We start from the raw sequence: 17,180 nt of genomic DNA on the forward strand, positions 1-17,180 counted from the left end.
GCCGCCAGGTTACACCTGGCGGCCCTTCTTGTTACCGATGCCTGCTCCCCGCCGCTCACAGCCGCCCCTTCGGCAACGGCGTTTAGCAAAATTCGACTTTGGTGGTATCATAAATCTGGAGAAAAGCGCATGAATCCGTGGTTTTATTCTAGCTATCCGAATCATTCTAAGAGGCAGCCCATCCGCGCCGCATGGCTGCTCGTGGCTTGCGCTGTGGCGATACTGGTCCTGGGCGTCAACCTGGGCAGCCCGGCCATGAGCGCCCGTGCCAACAGCGATTGCCCCGGGCCAGACCAGCCCGGTGCCCGCTGTGATGTGGACACACCCCAGGGCGGCTTCGTTTTTACGGTCACCACCACCGACGATACAAGCACCGGCGTATGCGATATTGTGGAACCCTGCTCGTTGCGCGATGCGATTGAGGCGGCCAACAGTCACCCCAACGTCGGCGTGCCCGATGAGATTCATTTTGCCATTCCCGGTTCTGGTGTACAGACCATCACGCCCAGCACCGGACTTCCGCACGTCACAGATCCGGTCATTATCAACGGCCTGACTCAGCCCGGCGCCAGTTGTGCATCCTGGCCGCCCACCTTGCTCATCGAAGTGAACGGCAGCGCCGTGTCACAAACATCGGGGTTGACGCTGGTGGGTGACAGCACGCTGATGGGTCTGGTGATCAATCGCTTCGATCAGGATGGGGTTGAGTTGCGCTTCGCAGGAAACAACACGCTGTACTGCAACTTCATCGGCACGGACGCCAGCGGCCTGGAAGGGTTGGGCAACAGCGGCAGCGGCGTGCTGGTCCGGTCAGACAACAACGTCATCGGCGGCGAGACGCCTGATCGCCGCAATTTGCTGGCCGGCAACCTGGGCGACGGCATCACACTCTACGCCAGCCCAAAGGCGGGTCACCTGGCTGCAGGCGCCGCGCCCGCTGAGCCAGGCACGTCTGGCAACCTGGTGCAGGGCAACTTCATTGGCGCCAACGTGAGCGGCGCTGCGCCCCTCGGCAATCAAGCCAACGGTATCGGGATTCTCGCCGCGTCCGACAACACCATTGGCGGCACGACGCCAGGCGCGGAGAATGTCATTTCCGGTAATGCGCAGCATGGCATCCTGCTGTCATGGTTCTGGGCCAACGGTAACGTGATCCAGGGTAACCGGATCGGCAGCGATGTGGGCGGCTACGCGCCGGTGGGCAACGGCGGCAGCGGTATCTACTTCGAAGATGCCAGCAGCAATACGGTTGGTGGCCTGGCGGCGGGCGAGGGCAATCGGATCGCTTTCAATGGCGGCGACGGCATCACCGTGCTCAACGGCTATGAGAATTCCTTTCTTGGCAACCGGATCGAACTGAACGATGGCCTGGGCATTGACCTCGACGGCGACGGGCCGACCCTCAACGATATCGGCGATGCCGATGAGGGCGCGAATTATGACCAGAATTACCCGTTAGTTTTTAGCGCCGTGCCGGATGATCTCACCACCCTGATCAGCGGACGCCTCGATACCCAGGCCGAGCAGACGTTCACCCTGGAATTCTTCGACAACATCGCCTGTGACGCCAGCACCTATGGTGAAGGCGGCCTTTCGCTCGGCGCCACCACCGTCAGCACGGATCTGTCTGACAGCGTGGCCTTTTCGATGACTGCGCCGCTGGCGGTGCCGCTGAATCATTTCATCACCGCCACCGCCACCGACAGCAACGGTAACACCTCGGAATTCGGACCGTGCCAGGCCGTCGGCCCCAACAACGTCACCTGGCCGCTGGCCTATCGCCTCCCCCTGTCCGCACCGCCAGCCCCGGACGCTTCGACGCTGCAGGGCGAGATAGACCAATATCTGAGCCGGCCGGGACAATCGCGCTGGTACAAGATCAGGGTCACGCCCCAGAGTAAGCTGACGGTGACGCTGACCGACCTGCCCGCAAACTATGATTTGACCCTCTTCAAGGATATTGCCCAGGTCTACCAGGCGCTGAACCCGCCCGCTTCGCTGACCGACCTGGCGCAACTGGGCGCTGAATTCGCGCCGGACGCGTTCAGCCCCGATGTCTACAGCCCCGATGTCTACAGCCCGGATGTCTACAGCCCCGACATGTATAGCCCGGATGTCTACAGCCCGGACGTGTACAGCCCGGATGTCTACAGCCCGGACGTGTACAGCCCGGATGTCTACAGCCCGGACGTGTACAGCCCGGATGTCTACAGCCCGGACGTGTACAGCCCGGATGTCTACAGTCCGGACGTGTACAGCCCCGATGTCTACAGCCCGGATGTCTATTCGCCGGATGCGGATGCCTACGCCAGCGCGCAGGTTCGCAGCGTGATCGCCGTGGCCGGCTTCGAGGGCACCGCCAGCGAAGGCATCTCCATCAACACGTGGGACAACAGCAGCGATTTTTACATCCGTGTGCGCGGACGCAATGGCGCTTTCAGCCCCACCCAGGCCTTCCACCTGGAGGTGACGCTGCTATCTGATGTCTGCGACGGGGTGACTTCCGACCTGCCGCCGTCCAGCCTGACTGCGACGGCCGCTAATTTCCAGACCCTGATCCTGACCGATCGCGCACGCCTGGCCGCCAGCGACCCGTTGACGCCAACCCTGCGCGCCAGGCTGCTGACGTTGGCCGCGCGCCCAGAAGTCAGCGCTGAGATCATCAACGTAGACGCCGACGCACGCGTGGCGGCCGCCAACGCGCAGGCCGATGCCTACCCAGCCTGTCCAGCGGCCAAGAACCTGGTGGCCGACGCCATCAAGACCGTGGTAGATCGCTATCGCCTCGTCAACCCGCTGGCCTACGTAGTGTTGGTGGGCAACGATGACGTCATTCCCTTCTTCCGCCATCCTGACCATGCCCTGCTCGCCAGCGAACGCAACTACGTGCCGCCGGTGCGTGACAGCTCGGCCTCACAGGCCAGCCTGCGCCTGGGTTATCTGCTCAGCCAGGACGACTACGGCGCGGCCATCGAACTGAACCACAAGGTGAGCACCTTCCCGCTGCCTGACCTGGCCGTGGGACGCCTCGTCGAAACACCGGCCGAAATCATCGGTATGCTCGACGCCTACCTTTCCACGGCCGCCGGTGTGGTGGACACGCCCACCGCGTCCCTCGTTACCGGCTATGACTTCCTGACCGACAGCGCCCAGGCGGTACAGGCAGCCTTCGAGGCCGGCATCGGCGCCGCCGCCGACACCCTGATTGCCCCGGCCAACCAATCGCCGGCCGATCCGGACGCGTGGACGGCCACCGATCTGCGCGCCAGCCTCTTGAGCAACCGCCATGATCTGATCTTCCTGGCCGGCCACTTCAGCGCCGGCAGCGCCCTGGCCGCGGACTATACCACCCGCCTGCTCGCTTCTGAGGTCGCGTCGGCCACCGTTGATCTGCAAAACGTCATCCTGTTCAGCGCAGGCTGTCATTCGGGTTACAGCCTGGTCAACGCCCACGGCATCGCCGGCATCTCCCCGCAACCGGACTGGGCGCAGGCGTTTGCACGCCAGCGCGTCACCTTCATCGGCGGCACCGGCTACCAGTATGGCGATACCGATTTCATCGCATACAGCGAAAAACTGTACACCGAGTTCAGCCGCGCCCTCCTGGCCGGCAGCGGGCCGGTGCCCGTGGGCAAAGCCCTGGTCGCGGCCAAGCAGGCTTACCTGGCTACCACTCCTTCCCTGCGTGGCATTGACCAGAAAGCGCTCCTGATCGCCACCCTGTTCGGCCTGCCCATGCTCAGCGTTGACTTGCCCAATGGACGCGGCACGCCGGCCGCCCCGCCCTCGATCGTCGGCGCCACTGCCGGCCTTGCCACTGACCCCGGCCTGACCCTGGGCCTGAGCTTTGCTGATGTGACGATCACCCCCACCCTCAGCCTGCAAACCAAAATTCTCAACATCAACTCGACCGACGTCACGGTGACGGCTGCCTACCTCACCGGCGCCGATGGCGTTGTCGTCTACCCCGCGGAGCCGGTCCTGCCCCTGGAAGCGCGCAACGTCCATGTCAACGGGCAGGTGTTGCGCGGTGTGGGCTTCCGCGGCGGCCGCTACACCGATCTGAACGACATCTTGCCCCTGACCGGCGCCGCCGCCACCGAGGTGCGCGGGGTACACATCCCGTTCTTCAGCGATTCTTTCTACCCGGTCAAGCCCTGGGACGCCAACTACTTCGATGTGCTGGCCAACGGCGCGGCCGGCCGAATGTCGCTCCTGCTGCGCCCCGCGCAGTTCCGCGCCGCGTCATCCACAACGCCCACCGGCACCTTGCGCCGCTACGACGCCCTGGACTTCCGCCTGTTCTACAGCGCCAACACCACCGTCTACCCCACACCGGAGGCGCCCGCGGCAGCAAGCGGTCCCTGGGGGGCAACGCGACTGCTGACGACCACCGGCAACATTCCGGCCCTGGCCTCACCGCCCACCATCGTGCGCGTCACCAGCACCCCCGACCTGGCCCAGGTCAGCTTCCAGGCCACCGTCATCGGCGACCCGGCTGCCGGTATCCAGGCTGTGTGGGTCACTTACACGGCCATAGACGGCCCGCTGTTCGGTCAATGGCAGTCGTTCGACCTGGCGCAAAGCCCGACCGACTCGACGCTGTGGGAAGGCACGCTGGCTCTCCCCTACCCGGACCCATCGAACCTGCGCGCGCTGGTTCAGGCGGTCAATGGCGTTGGCCTGGTCTCCCTGGTGACCGATGTCGGCTCCTATCTGACCCCTGGCAGTGATCCAGGCGCACCGCCCCCCACCTATCCGGTTTCAACCACCATCGCGCTGATCGCGCCGCCGGGCAGCGGCCCCTACGGCACAGAACTGCCCTTCACGGCTGAGCTGACCAGCCTGGGCGCTCCGCTGCCTCTGCAGCCGTTGATCTTCAGCCTGGGCACACAAGTTCGCCAGGGCGTAACCGATGGCAACGGCCGCGGCGTTGTCAACCTTTCGCTGTTCGGCTTGCCCGGCGAAAGCCAGGTGCGCGTGACGTTTCCCGGCACGCTCACCGCTGCCCCCGCGTCCGCCAGCGCACCGTTCACCATCTTCAAGCAGGACACATCGCTCGTCTTCTCACCCACCGTGGTCGCCGGGCAGTATAGCGATCCCATCAACGTCCTGACTGAGCTGCGCGACGCCAGCGGGCGCCGCCTCGCCTCCAAGACCGTCTTCTTCCTGGCGGAGTCTGAATCGCTGCGGGCGTCAGCGCCGCTCACACCGGCCAGCGATCCGCAGGCCAAACCGATCATCACCGACTACAGCGGCCGCGCCCCGTTGGGCGACCTGCCCGCGCCGGCGGGCAGCTACACGCTGAGCGTCTACTTTGTGGGTGACATCCCGCTGGGTAACGGTCAGATACTCAGCCTGGATGATCTGCGCTACAACGCCACGACGGCCGCGACCGCCATGATCCTGAGCGCCGAAGATGCCAGCGTCACCTACACTGGCGCGGTGACCGGCGCGGTGGGCTTGCCGCTGACCCTGGCTGCCAGCGTGACGCAGGCGGATGACGGGGCGCCGGGCGATCTGACCCAGGCCATCGTGCGGTTCGACCTGGATCTGCTCAACCACCCGCAGACCTTCTACCTGGCGCCGGTTGGCCCTGACGGCGCCGCCATCATCACCATCACAGCCCCGGCGGCCGGGACGTACCAGGTCACCACCGCCGTGGTGGGCGGCTACTTCACCTCCCCGGTCACGGCCGGCCCGACGATCATCATCTCGGAGCCAACCGCCATCAGACTGGACGCCCTAAGCTTCGATCCTGGCCTTGCCGACCTGGCCGGCCTGGCCGGTCGTTGGACCCTGTTGGCGGTTGCTTTGCTGGCCCTGCTCAGCGGCGGTTGGCTGCTGCGCGGGCGTAAGCAGCGTCTTATGTAGGTCATCGCCTCCGGCGTGACATGATTCAGGCAATGCGGGCCAACCTCCCGAACTTGATCGGGAGGTTGGCTCGCCCCAACGGCGCCGTCACAGCGGAGCTGTGACCTACAGGCAGAGCTGGAATTTTTGGATGCAGACACCGATCGAGCTTCAAGCTGTTTACATCCCCATGGATCGGCGCCAGGCTATGGTGGCTGGCGTTACCTTGCCGGAACAGACCACCGGCGCGGCGCTGTTTGTTGACATCTCTGGCTTCACGCCGCTGACCGAAGCGCTGGTGGAGCTCCTCGGCCCTCAGCGCGGCGCCGAGGAGTTGACGCGCTACCTGAACCAGGTCTACGACACGTTGATTGCCGAACTCGATCGCTTTGGCGGCAGCGTCATCGGCTTTAGCGGTGACGCCATCACCTGTTGGCTCGACGGCGACCAGGGACAACGGGCGACGGCTTGCGCCCTGGCGATGCAGGAAGCCATGCGCCCGTTTCAGTCTGCGCCCCTGCCGAACACCGGAGCCATTTCCCTGGCCGTCAAAGCAACGGTCGCGGTCGGCCCGGTACACCGCTTTGTGGTCGGTGATCCTGCTTTGCAGGTGATTGATGTCCTGTCAGGCATAACCCTCAACCACCTCGCACAGGCTGAACACCACGCTGAAAAAGGGGAGGTGCTCCTCACGGCGGCTGCTGCCGCGGCCGTCGGTGACGCGGTGATCTTCAGCGCATGGCGTGAGACGCTGCACACCGACGCCCAGGATGAGGCGCCACCGGCTCGCTTTGGGGTCGCTGCCGGCCTACGCGAACCGGTCGAACCACAACCCTGGCCTCTGCTGGCCGCAGACGCGCTGAGCGCGGCGCAGGTGCAACCCTGGCTGCTGCCGGCTGTCTACGAGCGCCTGCGCACCGGCGGCGGTGAGTTTCTGGCCGAGCTGCGGCCGGCGGTGTCGCTCTTTCTGCGTTTTGGCGGCCTCGATTACGATCACGATCCATCGGTACGCGACAAGCTCGATCAATTCATCCGTGGGGTGCAGCGTTTGTTGACGCGCTACGCGGCCACGCCGCTGCAAATTGTCGTCGGCGACAAGGGCAGCTATCTGTACATCGCCTTTGGCGCGCCGCACGCGCATGAAGACGACGCCGCGCGTGCCCTGGCGGCCGCGCTGGAGCTGCGCGCCCTGGCCGCGTCGCTGGACTATCTGACCCCGGTGCAAATTGGCATCGCGCGTGGGCGTATGCGCACGGGCGCCTACGGCGGCGTCACCCGCCGCACCTATGGCGTCATGGGCGACGCGGCCAATGTGGCCGCGCGCCTGATGCAGGCCGCCAAACCAGGGCAAATCCTGGTCACCGATGCGGTGCAAGCCGCAGCCGGCGCCAGCTTCGCCTGGGAAGAGCTGCCGGCCATTCGGGTCAAAGGTAAGTCGTTGCCCATTGCCATCGCCAGCCTGCTTGGGCGGCGGCAGAAGCCGGCTGTAGGTACGCACGAGGCCGCGTATGCCCTGCCCATGGTGGGACGCGTGGCGGAACTCGCCTTGATCGAGACACGGTTGGCCGCCGCGCATGAAGGGCACGGCCAGATCATTGCCATCGCGGGCGTAGCGGGCATGGGCAAATCACGCCTGGTGGCCGAAGTCATACGCCGCGCCCGCGCGCTTGGATTCGCTATTTTTGCTGGCGAGTGCGAATCCTACGGCACCAACAGCAGCTACCTGGTGTGGCAGAATATCTGGCGTGGGCTGTTGGCGGTGGACGCGGGCGCGTCGGACGAAATGCGGGGAGATGGCGGCAACGGAGCCGTAGGTCCTGTGACCCACGCGACTTCACGCCAGATCGAACTACTGGAAGCGACCCTGCGCCAGCTTGATCCGACCCTCGTCCCCCGCTTGCCCTTGCTGGGCCGGCTGCTCAACCTGCCCATCCCCGACAACGATCTGACGCACACGTTCGATGCCAAGCTGCGCAAAACCTCGCTGGAGGCCTTGCTTGTGGACTGCTTGCGCGGATTGGCCGCCAGCACCCCGCTGACGATCATCCTGGAAGACGCACACTGGATGGATGCGCTCTCGCAGGACTTGCTGGAGGCGCTGGGGCAGGCGCTGGACAATTTGCCGGTGCTGCTGGTGCTGACCTATCGCCCGCCCGACCTGGCGCAGGAACAGGCGCCGCGGCTCAGCCGGCTCCCGCTCGTCACCCGGATTGCCCTGGGCGAATTTTCGCCCGCCGAAGCTGCCCACCTGATCGCACTCAGAATCGGCCACCGTGGGCAGGCAGGGGGCGCCGCGCCCCTGCATCCTGACGACCTGCCTGCTGCCCTGGTCGATCGTATCCTGGAACGAGCCGACGGCAACCCGTTTTATATCGAGGAGTTGCTGAACTACATCCAGGCGCGCGGGATCGCGTTCGATGATGCCCAATCTCTCGCCCAGCTCGATCTGCCGGTCAGCCTGCACAGCCTGATCCTGAGCCGCATTGACCAACTGAGCGAAAGTCAGCAAATCACCCTCAAGGCGGCAAGTGTCATCGGCCGCCTGTTTGGCACGCGTCTGTTGTGGGGTGTGCATCCCAGCCTGGGAGCGCACGACCTTGTGCAACGCGATCTGGAGACGCTGGCAAGCCTGGGCCTGATGGTGCTGGAGCGTACGGAGCCGGACACGGTCTATTTCTTCAAACATGTCGTCACACAGGAAGTGGCGTATGAGAGCCTGCCCTATGCCACCCGCGCCATGCTCCACGACCAGTTGGGGCGTTTTGTGGAGGAGACCTATCACGAGGCACTTGATCCGCATCTTGATCTCCTGGCCTTTCACTACGCACGCAGCAACAACGAGGCGAAACAGCGTGAGTATCTGCTGAGGGCCGGCCAGGCCGCGCAGGCGCGCTATGCCAACAGCGCGGCCATTGATTATTACCAGCGAGTGTTGCCCATTCTCGCTCGCGGCCAAAAAGTGGACGTTTTGCTCAGCCTGGGCCAGGTTCTCGAATTGACGGGCAACTGGCGCGGCGCCAGTGATCTCTATACGGAGGCGTTGGGGCTGGCCGCGGACCTGGACGACCTCCTGACGCAGGCCTGGTGCCAAATTCGCCTGGGCGAAAATTGCCGCAAGCAGGCCCGATTTGGCGAGGCATGGGAGTGGTTGGCGGCCGCGCGGCGCGGCTTCGAGGCGCTGGCAGACAAGGACGGCCTGGGTCAGGCGCTGCACTACCTGGGCACCCTGGCCGATCAACAGGGCGATTATGCCGGGGCGCAGGCCCGTTACCTGGAAAGCCTGGCCCTGCGGCGTGCCGTGGGCGACCAGCCGCGCGTCGCCAGCCTGCTCAGCAACCTGGCGATTGTGGCGCGGCGCCAGGGCAACCTGGCAGAGGCGCGGCGCCTGCACGGGGAGAGCCTGACCATCCGCCGCGGCTTCGGTGATCGCTGGGCCATCGGGGTCTCTCTCAATAACCTGGGCAATGTCCTGCTTGACCTGGGCAACGACCGCGAGGCGGCGCTATGCTTCGAGGAGGCGTTGGCGCTCATGCGCCAGGTGGGTGATCGCTGGACGATTGCCAATTTCCTGAACAACCTGGGCAACGCGGCACGCGGCCAGCGTGACGATGACCGCGCGCACGCCCTGTACCGCGAAAGTTTGCTCATCTACCGTGGGTTCGGGGACAAATGGGCGTTGGCCTATCTGCTGGAGGATATTGGCAGTTTACTGGCGCTCGAAGGCAAGCCAACCCACGCCCTGCGCCTGATCGGCGCGGCCGCGGCCCTGCGTGCCGCCATCGGCGTTCCGCTCTCGGGCGCGGAGCAGGCGCGCTTGGATCGCTTGCTGGCGCCTGCACTCAGCCACCTTGCGGGGTGGGACCAGGCCAGGGCGCTGGCGGACGGGCGGGCGCTGCCACAGGCGGACGCCATCAGCGAGGCGCTGGATCAACTGTAGAAGGGGCGGCCCGGCTGCTGCCTGCGCGGCGGTCACGCCGCCACTGGCCTGCCTTCTCCTGCAAGCGACGAAAGGCGTCGGTCTCGGTAATTTCCGCAACCTGCCGCGCCTTCTTGGCCTCGTCAATCTCGATGATCAGCGCCTGCACCTGTTGGCGCAAACTGGTCTCACGCGCGATGACCTCTTCTGCCATGTGCTGAAAAGCCCGCGCCAGTTGCCCCAGCGGGTCATAGCGTTCGGCCAGGTCCGCGATGGAAGCGATGGAAGCCGGATCATAGCTGTTGTTCTCCAGCGCCGCCGCGGCCGCCGTCATGCGACCGATGTGCTGCAAATAGACAAAGTCCTGCGCCATGTCGCGCAGGCGAGCACGCAAGTATTGGCACAGCACGTTGATGATGGCAAAACCGATCTCAGGCTGCGCGTCCATCAGGGCTTGAAAAGGCGCCTCGTCCAGGCGCAGTAGTTGCGTCGGCTCGATGGCGGTGACCGAGGCCACGCGCCCGGCATCGTCCAGGATTGCCATTTCGCCCACGACCGCGCCGGCCCACAGGTCATTCAGCACACGCTCGCCATCATGCACACGCACGCGGCCCTTCACCACGATGTACATACAATCGCCGGGGTCGCCGCGGGCAAAGAGCAGTTGGCCGGCGGCCAGGCTTTGCGGGCGCAGAAGATCGGCCACATCTTCCAGGGCTTCGTCGGTCGTCGTCATGAAGATCGTGGTTGTGCGCAGGATCGCCATGATGTCCGCTTTGGACAACAGTTCAGCGCGACGATCACTTGCATCACTTGCAGCACTTGCATTGCTCACCTGACTGGCGCTGCTGGCGTTCATCTGCTCAGTCATGATGCTTGCTCGCATCTGCGGGTTGAGAGAATGACGGTGAGCGGCTGGTCTCGATCAGGCGGGCGAGGGTCGCCAGGTTGGCTTCCTTGCCGGCCTGGCGTAACGTGCGCGCGGCTGGGGTATGATAATCATGGTGGCGCACAAACTGGAACTGCGACTGGTACCACTCGTAGTCGGTCTGCAGCGCGCCCATGGCCGCCGATTCAGCGCGCAGCGCCGCGCTCCGCTCTATGAAATCGGCGCGCCCCAGCACATCGAGATCGGCATCGGCCAGTATTTGCTCCAGGAGGGTGCGCGGGCTTTGCGGGAGTCGCGTCGCCATAATCATCCCGCAGATGGCATCAATCTGTTCGGGCTGATAGCCCATGCCTGGCAGGACGGTACGCGCAATGTCGGCGCCGATCACCTCATGGTTGGCGCGGTCGTCCACAAAACCGATGTCGTGAAAATACGCGGCCGTGCGCAGCAGGAGCAGATCATCGCCCTCGATACCAGACAACGCCGCCAGGCGGTCTGCGGCCCGCGCGACATCCTCAACGGTGTGCTCGAGAGAATGGTAGGTGTTGTACGCAGCCAGCTCAGTGCTCAGACGCTTCACGACATACTGGCGTGCGCGGGCCAGATCCGGCTGCGCGGGTATGGCCGATCCCGGCGCGGGTTCAGTGGTCTCCGGCTGGATATGCGTCGCCGGTGGTGCAGGCGCCGGGGTTCGCGATTTTCTGCGCCGCTGCAGGCGCTGCGCCTGCATCTGTAGATTTCGGAAGGTCGCGCTCTCCGTCAATTCGGCCACATGGCGAGCCTTCCTGACATCGTCAATCTCAATTTGCAGGTGGGCCAGCTGGTCATGCAGCTGTTGGTCGCGGCGGGCCAGCTCACGAATCGTTTGCTGAAAAACCCGGCCCAGTTGCCCCAACTCATCTGGACGTGCGGCGACGTCGTCCAGGCTTGAGGGCACATAGATCTCGCTTTCGATCGCGACCGCCGCCGCTGTGAGTCGGGCAAACTGCTGCATGTAGGCAAATTCAACCGACATGTGGTGGACCATATGGCGCAAGCGGTTGGACAGGATGCGAATGACGCTGCGCGTAATTTCTGGCTGGTGACTCATCAAATCGTGCAGCGCCTCCTGTTTCAGGCGCAGGAGGACACCCGCTTCCTGCGCCGTGACCGAGGCGCTGCGCGGTTCCGGGTCGAGCACCGCCATCTCGCCGAAGACATCGCCCGGCCCCAAGGTGTTGAGTTCCCGTTCGCCGTCATGCACCATCATGCGCCCGCGTTCGATGATGTACATGGCGTCGCCCATCTCTCCCCGCTCGATCACCGTCTCGCCGGCGGCCACGGTGACCTCTTCGAGCAAAGGCGCAATGAAAGCGAGCGCCGCGCGTGGCGTTTCGGAAAAAATGCTCACCGCACTCAAAACTGCGGCCCGTTCCTCAGATAAAGTCATCTATAAGTCCAGTGGAATTTTGTGCCCCCGCATCCGGGCAAAATAGACCTTGTACATCAGGCTGCCATCGCTGTGGCGTTCTTCCGTCAGCAGATAACCTTTTTCAACCAGGAGATCGGCCACTTGCTTGGCTTCATCTTCGGGCAGATTGAGGACAGAGGCTATTTCGACCACGCCCATCGGCCCGCGTCGCAAGATTTTCTGCACGGCCGAGTCAACCGGATCAGGCAGAATCAGGATGTCAACCGGTGTAATGCCGGGGAAAACACTGATTGCTTGCAGTTGTTCCATCAGTTCACTGAAGTTTACCATGAAGTTCATCATTTACCCACTCGGTCTTTCATCAATATCGTCGTAACGCAATTTGTAGGGGCGCACCCTTGCGGTCGCCCACGCGGGCAGAGGGCAGGCGCAAGGCCATGCCCCTACAGACGCTGGCGCATCACACGGGCCTTGGCTTGCAGGGCCTGAAAGAAGTCTGTCTCCACAATTTCGCTGACTTCGTGTTGACGCCGCGTTTCGTCAATTTCGATGCGCAACTGCTGGATTTCCTGACGCAGACCCTGCTCACGCACGTAGGCTGACAGCGCAGCCACAGCCAACGATGAGAACGAATCCATTAACGGCAGCAGGGCGTCATCGAACTCCGTCACCTCGCCGGTCTCGCTGTCTTTGGCATTGATCAACTGCATCACGCCCAGCACATGATTCTCGTCCGTCTTCAAGGGTACCGTCAACAGCGAGTGCGAGCGGTAGCCGGTTTGGATTTCGAAGGCGCGCGGGCCGGAAAAATCGAAGGTGGTCGCGTGGGACAGATCCGAGACATTGACACTCTTGCCTTCCAGGGCCACATGGGACGAGATATTGGCATGATTGGGTTCATTCGTGACGGCGTCGTAGAGCGGAATCGGAGGCAGAGTCACCGCAAGCGCCGAGGTGCCGCCCATCGTAGAATGCAGCGTATCGTTGCGCACAATCATCGGGTTGAGGTGGTTGGTATCTGTGCGCAGATAGAGCGTGCCGGCGTCGGCGTGACAGAAAGTCTTGGCCTCCACGAGCATGACCTCCAGTAAGCGGTTGAAATCCTTTTCAGACGCCAACGATACGCCGATGGGGATCACGACGTGCAGGAGATCATCGGCGCGTTTCTTCTCCCTGCGCACCTGGCTGAGTGTTTGGCGCAGCTTGGTCGTCATGCTGTTGAAGGCCTCACCCAGGCGCCCAATTTCATCACGCGATCGAACGCGGGCCTGGGCTTCCAGGTCTCCGCCACGCACACGTTCGGCCACCCCGGTCAGGCGACGCACTGGGCCTGCGATATTCTCACGAAAAATGAAGGCCAACGCCACGCCCATGATGAGTGCCACCACGCCGCCCGCCAGGACGACGCGATTGGCAGCCACCAGGTCCTGGCGGCCACGATGCAGATCGCTGCGCAGGGCATTCTGCTGATTGGCGGTCAACTGATCCAGCAGGCTGATCATTTCCGTCGAAAGCGGCAGGACAGCGGTACGAAACAGGTAGATGTCTTCGCGCCAGTGTTCGCCTTCCAGGATGGGGAAGATCTCGTCTGGCAAGCGCAGAAAAGCGGCGCGATTGGTGGAGATGCCATCCAACAGGCTGCGCTGTTTCGCATTGAGCCGCGGACGACTCGCTTTGAGTTGATCCCAGGCCTGCTGATTGAGATCGCGATTGGCCTCGTACTCACCCCGGAAGGAGCGGTTACGGGTGGTGGTGTAGCCGCGCAGGCCAGACAGCATGGCGCTGAGTGATCCCTGAAAACGCGCCATCTCGGCCAGTTGAGCCATGCCTTCGGCCTCAGCGGTAAACTCACTCGCAGACCGCCGTCCCTGTTCATCAATCAACCCACCGACATCAATCAGAACCTGTCCGCCCAGGCGCAGGCCCTTCGTCGCCATGATGGCGTAGGCCGGCTCGCGTTCCAATGGGTCGTCATGCAGTGCGAAAAGCGTGGGGATATCAGCTGCCAACTGGTCATAGAGTGTACGCACCCGTTTCAGGCGCTGCTGATCTTCAGGAGAGAGCTGCGCAGACAGGACGGTCAATTCGTCCAGGTCATTCTGGAAGGCCCGGGCATCGCGCTGTTGGTCTTGCAGATACTCCTCACTGCTCAATGCCAGGTAGCCACGCACGTCCGATTGCAGGCGCAGGAGATTGGCTTCGGCGCGGATGGCTGTCAGCGCGGTGGGTGCGCGCACTTCGTCAGCGATGTTGATGCCCGCCATGGCGTTGGTGCTGGCCAGATAGTTGAAGATGGCGCCCACGATCGTCAGCAGCACGAGAATGCCGAAGCCCAGGCTCAGTTTACTCCCGATCGCCAGGCGGTTGAGCAACGGCGCGCCGACCCGGTAGGCCAGGTTCTCCTTGTCAACGAGCGCCCGCTCGTCTGGGGAATGGGCGGTTGGTGATTCGGTCATGGTGTACTCCGCTTCCAGTCTTTGATATTCCACAGGTCCGCGTCCCAGGGGCTGAGGTCAACACCAACCAGGGTGTTGCTCACCCCGGAGATGTCAGCCTGGCGCACCAGGGGAATCACGACCCCATCAGCGATCAACTTGTCATTCATCTCGATGAAGAGCCGGCGCCGGCGTGCGGGGTCAATTTCCGTCGTAGATGCCTGGTACAACGCATCGTACGCAGGATCGCACCAACGCTCCTTGTTCAGACCCTTCCAACTATTGGCCTTTTGCGCGATCTCGCTGCAGATCCAGGTGCGCATGTAGGCCCCCGGATCAGGGCTGCGATTGCCAGTGCTGTACATTTCCAGGTCGGCGTAGAAATGGTGACGCGTGTTGGTGATGGCCGGGTCGCTGCTGAAAAAGGTAATCGAATCGAAGAAGGTGAGTTGAACATCCACCTGGATCGAGTTGAGCGTGCCCTTGATGATCTCTTGGGTTTGCTGGCGAATGGGGCTGGCTGCGGTCTGCATCAGCACGCGCAGGGTGATCAATGGTTCGCCGGCCTGGCGTATCATGCCGTTGTCACGAATCGAGTCCCGGTTGGTGTCGCGCCAACCGGCCTCATCCAACAGGCGCGCGGCTTTTGCCAGGTCGAACGGGTACTGGTTCGCGGTGTTGGGTGACTCGAAGGGAGGCGGGGACACCAGAATGTTCGTCGCCGGCTGACCGGTCGGCCCGTACAGGCTGGCAATCGCCGCACGATCAATGGCATGGGCAAAGGCCTGGCGCACGCGCAGGTCACTGAAGAAGGGATGGGGAAACTGAAGGCTCGACCGTTCGCCATCGGCGGTTTCGCGATTGGGGTCGGTGCGGTTGAGCAAGATGCGCTCCACGAACGCGCCAAACGGCGCCAGGAGTTGGCCTTTACTGCCGCTCGCCAGGCCTGGCTGCTCCTGGAAGTTGATCTGCAAATTGGCGGCGTAATCCACATCGCCTGCCTGCAACACAGCGCGCGCGGCCTCGTTGACGGTGCCGCCGCCCTTCAGCTCGATGCGGCTGAAGTACGGCTTGTCCGGTTCACGAAAATACGGGTTAGGCTCATAGATGATCTTGTTGGTCTCGACCAGGGTATTGCCCAGGAACAGCACTTCTTCCGCCTTGAAGCGCACCACGCGATAGGGGCCGGTGCCCACGGGCAGGAGATTGGCCGGGGCGTCGGCGGCATTGGCGCCGTTGTAAGGCTCGAAGACATGGCGCGGGATGATCATCCCCTGCACGCCCACGAAGGGCACAGCCCAGGCCGGATTGACAGCCTGAAAATCAATGCGCACGGTGAGGTCATCCTGAGCCTTGACACTCTCGATGCCCTGGTAGTTGGTGAACGTGGTCGCGCCGTTGACATCGTGATTGGCGATGAAATCGTAGGTGAACTCAACGTCAGCCGCGCTGAAAGGCATGCCATCCGACCACTTGACATCGGAACGCAGTTTCCAGGTGACCGATTTGCCATCGGGTGCAACCCCGCCGTTTTGCAGCGATGGAATTTCGGCCGCCAGGATCGGGATGAGATTGCCATCTTTGTCGAAACTGGCCAGTGGTTCATAGGTGACACGCGCCGGCGCCCAGTCTTTCTGGCTGGACGCCAGGTGCGGGTTGAGAATCGTGGGCGCCTGCCAAAAGAGGATACGTAAGACGCCGCCGGCGCCGCGTCCTGTGGGCGGGGCTGTGGTGGGCGTGGGCGCCAGGGTCGGCGCCGGCGACAGCGGTTCGCCGGCGCAGGCGGTCAGCCCCCACAGCAACGACCCGATCACAAAGCAGAACCGAAGGATGGTGTTGGTTTTGAGCATCATGATTATCCAAACAGAACCGGGAGATAGCCGGCCTGAAGCAAGGTTGGCAACGCTGCGTCACGCCACGCGCGGCGCCAGCGATCCAAATCGTGACCAACGGCGGCTTGCAGTTGGTCGTTGAGCTGCTGGGCGAGGGCAGCATGGGAAACCCACAAGAAGCAGTGGTGATCCCAGCTACGGGCGGTGTCCACCAGGGGGGCAATGTCCGATCCGTTGTAGGGCGCATGATTGGTGACATGCCATCCCGGACGCGGCCGGCCGTCGTCGTTCGCGCCGATCATGCTGCTGACATACGGAATGGCATCCCAAGCTAGGGTGTGCCATCCGAGGCGCGCCAGAACAGGCGATCCACCTCGCCCCACGGTGACACTGACAAAGAAGCGCTGGCGAGGCAGGAACTCCGATCGGAACTGGGCCAGGAGATGCTGACGCAGGTGCAAACTGAGTTTGCGTCTACGCCAGTCGGGATGCGTCCAGCCGGTGAGTAGTTCGAACATTTCAATCGCAGGCCAGACGGAGGCGCCCTGGGGCTGGTCGCCGCGCAGTGCGCGTTCCACCTGGCTGCGCGTGGTCTGGTGAAAGATCGGCATACAACTGATATGGCCGATGATGCAACCCTGGTGGACGGCTACGGCCGCCAGACCTTGCTGCCAACGCCGGTAGAGAACGGCAGCCGGAAATGGTGTCAGGCTTTTTTCATGGGCCACGGACTCGGCCAGCTGCTGCCAGGCTGTGGGCGCTAACGGCGCGTCAGGATCAGGCCGCAACAGGCAGTCACCGGTCAACAAGGACTCGGTGACAGAAAAAATCAGAGGATGGCCGA

Annotated in this window: 8 protein-coding genes; 2 read left to right on the forward strand and 6 right to left on the reverse strand. The window is 63.4% G+C overall.

The genetic code is table 11. The annotated features are described in order from the left end of the window. Positions 1-213 precede the first annotated feature (213 nt). Both IPM84_10590 and IPM84_10595 read left to right on the forward strand, forming a co-directional pair. Positions 214-5,874: a right-handed parallel beta-helix repeat-containing protein gene (locus IPM84_10590; GenBank protein ID MBK9093209.1), complete on the forward strand. Its 5,661-nt coding sequence runs from the start codon at positions 214-216 to the stop codon at positions 5,872-5,874. Between the two features lie 130 nt (positions 5,875-6,004). Beyond that, positions 6,005-9,790, forward strand: coding sequence for a tetratricopeptide repeat protein (locus IPM84_10595; protein MBK9093210.1), 3,786 nt, complete (start codon positions 6,005-6,007; stop codon positions 9,788-9,790). Here the strand turns inward: IPM84_10595 and IPM84_10600 are convergent. From IPM84_10600 to IPM84_10625, 6 genes are all read right to left on the reverse strand, one after another. Further along, on the reverse strand, positions 9,765-10,640 hold the full coding sequence (locus IPM84_10600) for a cyclic nucleotide-binding domain-containing protein (GenBank protein MBK9093211.1): 876 nt from the start codon (positions 10,638-10,640) through the stop codon (positions 9,765-9,767). The two genes, IPM84_10595 and IPM84_10600, sit on opposite strands and share 26 nt — an antisense overlap. After that, the gene (locus tag IPM84_10605) at positions 10,633-12,087 is read right to left on the reverse strand and encodes a cyclic nucleotide-binding domain-containing protein (protein MBK9093212.1); all 1,455 of its coding nucleotides are present in this window, start codon (positions 12,085-12,087) and stop codon (positions 10,633-10,635) included. The genes IPM84_10600 and IPM84_10605 overlap by 8 nt, the downstream gene beginning before the upstream one ends. After that, a complete protein-coding gene (locus IPM84_10610; GenBank protein ID MBK9093213.1) occupies positions 12,088-12,399 on the reverse strand; it encodes a hypothetical protein in 312 nt (103 codons plus the stop codon). Between the two features lie 113 nt (positions 12,400-12,512). Further along, on the reverse strand, positions 12,513-14,525 hold the full coding sequence (locus tag IPM84_10615; protein ID MBK9093214.1) for a HAMP domain-containing protein: 2,013 nt from the start codon (positions 14,523-14,525) through the stop codon (positions 12,513-12,515). Continuing rightward, positions 14,522-16,354, reverse strand: a complete 1,833-nt coding sequence (locus IPM84_10620; protein ID MBK9093215.1) for a peptide ABC transporter substrate-binding protein — start codon at positions 16,352-16,354, stop codon at positions 14,522-14,524. The genes IPM84_10615 and IPM84_10620 overlap by 4 nt, the downstream gene beginning before the upstream one ends. Positions 16,355-16,359: 5 nt before the next feature. Then, on the reverse strand, positions 16,360-17,142 hold the full coding sequence (locus IPM84_10625; GenBank protein MBK9093216.1) for a hypothetical protein: 783 nt from the start codon (positions 17,140-17,142) through the stop codon (positions 16,360-16,362). Positions 17,143-17,180: the final 38 nt, after the last annotated feature.

This window comes from Candidatus Amarolinea dominans, assembly GCA_016719785.1.
In the GTDB taxonomy this organism is placed as follows: domain Bacteria; phylum Chloroflexota; class Anaerolineae; order SSC4; family Amarolineaceae; genus Amarolinea; species Amarolinea dominans.